Source organism: Bradyrhizobium sp. WSM2793, assembly GCF_000379585.1.
Taxonomy (GTDB): Bacteria; Pseudomonadota; Alphaproteobacteria; order Rhizobiales; family Xanthobacteraceae; genus Bradyrhizobium.
Window position 1 is genome coordinate 184,927 of sequence record NZ_KB902777.1, and the last position, 6,346, is coordinate 191,272.

Sequence of the window (6,346 nt, forward strand, 5' to 3'; positions counted from 1 at the left end):
TGTTGGCGCCCGGCGCCTCTCGTCCTTTGATCTGCGTCAAGGCTTCCGCTCATTCCGATCCTGCCGCGTCGATACCGATGCTCCCTAGTACCTCGCGCCAGAGCTTGCGAACGGCGGCATGACGTTGTTCGAGGGCAGCACTCACCGCATCCCGATGCGGCGCAAGGTCCGTGCCCTTGAGGAACAGAATCTGGGATTGCAGCAGCCGGCTGCTCTCGAACTCGATCCGTCGCAGCGCCGAGACAAAGGGATCCTGCGCATTGGCCTCGATCGGGAGCAGCGCGGCCGGTCGGATGCCCGCATGCACGGCATGGGCAAGCGTTGCAAGGTGAACCGCCTGGGCGAGACGAGGGTCCGGGATTCCGTCGATCGGGGCGGGCAGCCAGGCGGTCTCCCAGGACGCAACCATGTATCCCAAGGTAAAATCCGGGGTCCAGGAAGTTGCGCGCATCAGCAGCGAAACGATCTCCGTCTCGCGATAGAACTGTGCGTTCAATTCGGTTTGCCACGCTGCGTCGAGTCTTACGGGCAGCGTGAAGGCGAATTGCCGAGCGAGAGCGCCATGCGCCGAGATCAGGAATGCTGCGATCCGCGTCTGCTGGCCCGGTGGAACGCGGCCGTCCAGCTCGAGCGGACCCAGGAATCCGCTCATGCCAGTGCTCGCTTGACCGGGATAGCGCGCAGGTGATCGTAACCGTCAGGGAACGGTGTCAGCTCGCCGCCGGGCTCCTCGGGCGCTATCCATACAGCTTGATTGCCTTGCCAGCGGCCGGCCAGCACATCGTAGGCAAAGCGCGCGAGAAGATCGGCCGTCAGCGCACCTTTTTCCAGTGTGAAAGCGTGATACGCCTTGGGAATGATCACTAGCGAGCTGTTCGGAATCTCAACCCGCAGGGTCTCGTGCAGATGACGCGGGGTCAGAAAATCGAACTCACCATTGAGGATCATGGTCGGAGCCGAGATCGCTGACAGGTGGGGCGTTAGCGGTTGGAAGTCGAGAAAGGACTCCATCAGATTTTGAAGCGCATAGACATCGTTCACCAGCCAGCCCTGGCGCTTGACGCTGTCGAGCTTGTCCAACAATGGCTTCAACCACTGGTCGGAGAGGTTCATAGGCAGCAGCAAATCCTGGAGATAGCCTGTTCCTCCCAGGATCAGGCCGGTCCGGAGGGCGTTGCCGAGAAGCAAAAGCTGCGGCGTCAGCTCGGCGAAGCAGCTCATTGGCACCAGTCCGGACAGCCGCTGCCCATGCTCGATCGCATAGCGGAGCGCGATCAGGCCGCCGAAGCTGATGCCGCTCAGGAAGACCGGCCCCTCGCCAAGCGCTTCAATCAGAAGCCTGAGCGCGGCAACCTGGTCGTCCTGATTGATAAAGAGCGTCGGTTTGTCGGAAACCCCTTGACCAAGGAGATCGAAGGTTGCCACGCGAAAGCCTCGCGTGAGCAGCGCCTCGCGATAGGCGCCCCATAGCTCGGAATATTGTGTCAGTCCGTTGACGAAAACATAGGCCGGCGCTCTCGCCGGCCCATCGAGCTCGTAGCGTATTCGATACGAGCCGTGATTGAGAAAGGGCATCGCACAAGACTACCGACATCGCTGGCTACGATGCTCAACTGTCGCGAGCGGATTCCGTTGAGCTAGATCAAAGATCCCCGTTGCGACCTTCCTAGCGTTTCAAGAACTGTCCAGGGAGGAATCCGTCATGTCCACGACCGGTTTCGTGAAACGTTGTTCCGTCAGCCTGATTGTACTGCTGGTCGGCACCGCTCTGGCAGTTGCACAACCCTTCACGCGCCGCTCGTCGCAGGTGCAGCATGACGGGCTGAAGAAGACCTACGAGATCGCCAACTTCCGCCTTGGCGGCAAGTACGACCTCTCCAATCCCTCCAAGTGGGAGAATGGCGGCGAGGGGGGTGTCACGCTTGAGTCCCTCGGCGCTGGAAAGTTGCGAACGGCCTACATCGCCATCGGTAACGCGCGGCGCAACGCCGCAGGCGAGATTACCAATGCCGTCGTGATCAACTCCTATTATTCCGGTGACTCCACCGACATGTACGAGCAGTGGGTCAAGGGCGCTGCCTTGTCGGGGGGCGTCCCGATCATCGGTTCGGGACGGCCGATCGATACAGACCGCTATTATGTCATCATGGTCGATCCGCTCGGCACCTGGGGTGCAAGCAAGCCGTCCGATGGGCTCGGCATCAAGTTTCCGCAATACAGCTACTACGACATGGTGCAGGCGAACTATCGTCTGCTGCGCGACGAACTGAAGGTCGCGCGTGTTGCATTGGTCACGGGCGTGTCCATGGGCGGTACGCAGACCTATGTCTGGGGCGTCATGCACCCAGAATATGTCAGCGCCTTGATGCCGATCGGCGGCACCACGCAGTCGGATGGAGAGGATCCCGTCGGCAACTGGACGTTCCAGATGATGACGGCCGCGATCCAGGGCGATCCGGTCTGGCAAGAGACCAAGGGCGACTATTACAAGCTGCCGAAGGAAAAGCATCCGGTGCCGGGTGTCGCGTTCGGCTGGTCAATCCTTGGTATGACGGGTTATGACTTCGCATTCCGCACAACCCAGAACTGGGGCGCCGTGCAGCCGGAAATTTTCTACTGGGATCCGCCGAACGAGAAGGCCGGTTTGAACGTCATCAATCGCGCCAAGCTCTATGACGCGGTCGATCTCGTCTGGCGCAACCGGGTCGGCGAGACCCACAACGTTAATCCCTATCTCGGCCGCATCCAGGCGCGAACGCTGGTGATGCACATCACCAACGATCTCTGGCTCAACTTCAAGCTGGCGCAGCAGGCGGTCGATCGCGTGCCCGGCGCGGACCTGATCGCGCAGGAAAGCCCGGTCGCGCATTACGGCGTGTTCCCGATCATCAACCAGCGCAAGAACGATCCGAAATTCGTCGCTTTCATGGACGACGTTGCAAGCCTCGATCGCGCGCAGAAATTCGCCGACAAGAACTATCGCGTGCCCGGTGTTTCCGAGAAGATCGATCCGGAAAAATCCTTCTGGAAGGACTTTGTGACATATCCCTATCCGGTCAAATTCTCCAACGCCAAGGACAAGAGCGGCAAATCCTGGCAGATCGGCTACATGGATGAATACAACGGCACCGACAGAGACCCGAAGGTGCTGGTCATCATCCACGGCAAGGGCGCCTTCGGCGGCCACTACGGCAACATCATGCAATATGCGCTGCGGAGCGGAGTGCGCGTGATCGTGCCCGACCTGCCGCATTATGGGATGTCCGGGCCCGGCAATCTCGACAAGAGCCCGGCGCGCACCATGCAAGACATGCGCGAGGTGATCTACGACCTCGTCGTCAATCAGCTCGGCGTGAAGAAGGCGGTGTATCTTGGCCACTCGCTCGGCGGCCAGTTCGTGATGGGCTATGCCCTGACCTGGCCCGACGCCGTGCAGGCGCTGGCGCTCGAAGCGCCATCGGGCCTCGAGGAATATCCGCGCGACATCACGATCGCCAAGGACAAGAAGGCAAAACTGTTCGACCCGGATCTCGGCCGCGATTTCGACAAGTGGAAGTCAATCTGGGATCAGACTGGCATTCTCGCCGCTGAGAAGGCGCGCGACGAGCAGGGTGTCCGCGATTTCTTCTATTTCAAGAAGCGTGACCCAAACACCGGCGCAGTGTCGGCGGCGAAGAGCGGGTATTTCTACAGTGACAGTGAATATGCCCGCTTCCACACCGATCAGCGCGTCGGCCTCATCAGGGGCAACCCGAAGGAGCTCGATCAATGGTGCAACGTCTTCATTTTCGACATCTATACCATCGGGGCTGAGCTCCAGCAGGACGACCCGAAGAACCTCTACGAGCGGCTCACGCAGATCAAGGCGCCAATCTTCCTGGCCTTCGGCGACAAGGAGCCGTTCATCCCGACGCCCGCCTTCAACGGGCTGACCGATCTCGGTCGCGATGTGATCTCGCCGTTCATGACGCGGATGACCAATGCCGGCAACCGACCAATCCTCAAGATCTACCCGGAAACAGGGCACTTTATTCACACCGATAATCCGGTGGAGTTCTCGGTGGACGTCGTGGATTTCGTAACCAAGGGTAGTGTCGACACCTCTTCGCCGTCGAGCATTGATCGCATGATAAAGGGGGCCGTGGTATCTGCCCTGCCGGTGGCGCCGACTCCTCCGGGAGCCGCGCCTACGGCCGGCCTGAACAAATAGGGCCGCACATGGCAAGGGTGCAGGCAGGTGAGGTCCAACTCGGCTGGCGGGAGTGGGGGCGGGGCGACGTCACGGTCGTCTTCATCCACGGCAATCTCGCCAGCAAGGATTGGATCGAGCTTGCCGCGCCACTGTTTCCGACGGGCCTGCGCGTCGTCGCCATCGACTGGCGTGGTTGCGGCGATAGCGATCGGCCGAAGCCGACCGCGAACTACACAAACTATTCCATGCAGCAACATGCCGAGGACATGCTGGCCGCCCTCGATACGCTCGAGATCAGCTATTGCCATCTTGCGACGCATTCGACCGGCGGCATCATCGCCGCGCGCATGCTCTTGATGCAGCCGCAACGCTTCGGCCGTGTGTTCTCGCTCGATCCGGTGACGCCGCTCGGCATGGCTTTCAATGCCGATCAGATCGGCCTTTTCCGCGCGATGATGGCGAACAAGGAATTGACGCGAACGATCATGGCAACGGCGGCGTCCTCGTTGTTCGTGCCCGAGAGCATGGCGCCGAACGCGATTCCGCGTTTTCGCGAAGGACTGCCTGAGATCCAGGCCCTGTTCGATCGCATCATCGACCAGACCTTTGGCGTCTCCGAAGGCATCTGGATCGGCACTGCTGTCAATCTGACGCAGGAGAAGGAAAGCCGCGAGCTGGAGCGCCGGATGCCGCAGCTACGGCATCCGCATCTGGTGCTGTGGGGCGAATGGGACGGCTGGATTCTTCCGGCCGACCTGCGTGTGATGGCCGAGGCGATGCCGGATTGCCGCCTCGTCATCGTGCCCGGCATCGGGCACTCGATGAATCTCGAACGGCCGGCGCTCTATGCCGGCTATTTCGGCGCCTGGTTCGGAGGACTTCCCGCATGAGCGAAACCGTCTGAAAGGAGCGACATCGTGGTCGAAATCAACGCGTCCGCCGAGAGCATGCGTGCGCAGTGCGGCAGGCGGAGCTCTTGCGGCAGGCGCCTACTACGGAAGCGGCTCCTATAATCAGGGCTGCTATTACGACACTTATGGCAACTGGACCTGTCCGCAGGGTAATCCCTACTATCCCTATTGATGAACGCAAAAGCGCAAGTGAGGTCGGTTATGGCCGGAACGAACAAGCTCTCGGTCGAGAAAGCCCTCGAAAAATTGCGTCAAGATGATCAGATCAAATCGAGCGGAGAGCAGCGTGACGAAAAGAGTGAAGACCTGCGTCGAGAGATCAAGCGCATGAGGGCGCAGCGATCGCGGCTTGATCGCGCGCCCTCCAAGTAAAGCGTAGGTGTGTCCAGGCGTGACCATCTAAGTTCGCACGGATCGAGCCGGCCAAGGCTGGAGTAAAGCGATGTGGGTGCTGATGTACGTCTTTTCCTACTCGATCAGTCCTGCCGCGACGAACGACAAGGCGGAATGGCGACTCCTTCCGACGGTTGTCTTCCAGGAGTTTTCCAACGAAGAGCGGTGCCGGAAGGCCAAAGCCACGCTTGAAGGAAGCTTGAGCGAGGCGGGTGCCAAGCTCCGAAGCGGCTTGGAGGATCTCAAGAGCCTGGGTAAAGCGGATCCAGCTCAGATCATCATCGCCTACAACGTCGAATGCCTGCCGAAATAGGCCCTAGGCCGCGGTTTAGCCCGGGTGCCCGCATCTGTGGACGCGAATCGGCAATCGGTATGAGACCGCAGGCATCGTACCGATCGGTCCAAATTGGGTCCAAGTTCGCGTTGCGCTCAGTCCGAAGCTAAGCTAACTCCCTGGCATTGGTACGAGGGAAGGGTGGCCGAGTGGTTTAAGGCACCGGTCTTGAAAACCGGCGTGCCCGCAAGGGTACCGTGGGTTCGAATCCCACCCCTTCCGCCAGTCTATCCGAATGTCCGGCCCGAAGAGATGGGTAACGGATCGTACCTAAGAGATGGGTGACAACCTCGTGCCGAACGGGTTGTCGAGGGGTTGCAGGGTCTTCTGCTCCAGGTCGAAATATCCAAGATCATAGTGCATGAAGCTGACGAGCCAAATGCCCTCGTCGACCTCCTTGATGCCGAGCTTCTGGCCGGCCAAGACAAGGGAGATATTGATTCTCTTACGGTGAAGGCAGAGACGCCCGCAGGAGGTGACGACGACGTCGCGATCGTGAAAGGGATAGGCCAATTC

General features: G+C 60.1%; 7 protein-coding genes, 1 tRNA gene and 1 pseudogene. 6 read left to right on the forward strand and 3 right to left on the reverse strand.

What is annotated here, in order from left to right; genetic code table 11:
- Window positions 1–49: 49 nt before the first annotated feature.
- Together A3AS_RS0113085 and A3AS_RS0113090 are read right to left on the reverse strand one after the other, a co-directional pair.
- Window positions 50–652 (reverse strand): hypothetical protein, encoded by a 603-nt coding sequence (locus A3AS_RS0113085; RefSeq protein ID WP_018318033.1) that lies wholly within the window; start codon window positions 650–652, stop codon window positions 50–52.
- Window positions 649–1,575: an alpha/beta fold hydrolase gene (locus tag A3AS_RS0113090; protein WP_018318034.1), complete on the reverse strand. Its 927-nt coding sequence runs from the start codon at window positions 1,573–1,575 to the stop codon at window positions 649–651. The genes A3AS_RS0113085 and A3AS_RS0113090 overlap by 4 nt, the downstream gene beginning before the upstream one ends.
- Window positions 1,576–1,702: 127 nt before the next feature.
- Between A3AS_RS0113090 and A3AS_RS0113095 the strand changes: the two genes are divergently transcribed.
- The 6 genes from A3AS_RS0113095 (at window position 1,703) to A3AS_RS0113115 (ending at window position 6,055) form a co-directional block, all read left to right on the forward strand.
- Window positions 1,703–4,210 (forward strand): alpha/beta hydrolase, encoded by a 2,508-nt coding sequence (locus tag A3AS_RS0113095; RefSeq protein WP_018318035.1) that lies wholly within the window; start codon window positions 1,703–1,705, stop codon window positions 4,208–4,210.
- Between the two features lie 8 nt (window positions 4,211–4,218).
- On the forward strand, window positions 4,219–5,082 hold the full coding sequence (locus A3AS_RS0113100; protein WP_018318036.1) for an alpha/beta fold hydrolase: 864 nt from the start codon (window positions 4,219–4,221) through the stop codon (window positions 5,080–5,082).
- Window positions 5,083–5,143: 61 nt separating this feature from the next.
- Complete coding sequence (locus A3AS_RS49780; RefSeq protein WP_256375084.1) at window positions 5,144–5,275, forward strand: hypothetical protein; 132 nt, start codon at window positions 5,144–5,146, stop codon at window positions 5,273–5,275.
- A gap of 29 nt (window positions 5,276–5,304) precedes the next feature.
- Entirely contained in the window at window positions 5,305–5,475 is a 171-nt protein-coding gene (locus A3AS_RS48290; protein ID WP_018318037.1) for a hypothetical protein, read from the forward strand.
- A gap of 70 nt (window positions 5,476–5,545) precedes the next feature.
- Entirely contained in the window at window positions 5,546–5,809 is a 264-nt protein-coding gene (locus tag A3AS_RS0113110; RefSeq protein ID WP_018318038.1) for a hypothetical protein, read from the forward strand.
- 156 nt (window positions 5,810–5,965) lie between these two features.
- Window positions 5,966–6,055: transfer RNA gene (locus A3AS_RS0113115), tRNA-Ser, on the forward strand.
- 45 nt (window positions 6,056–6,100) lie between these two features.
- On the opposite strand, the pseudogene A3AS_RS43415 reads toward A3AS_RS0113115, so the two are convergent.
- Window positions 6,101–6,346 (reverse strand): annotated as a pseudogene (locus A3AS_RS43415) (IS481 family transposase); the annotation flags it as partial.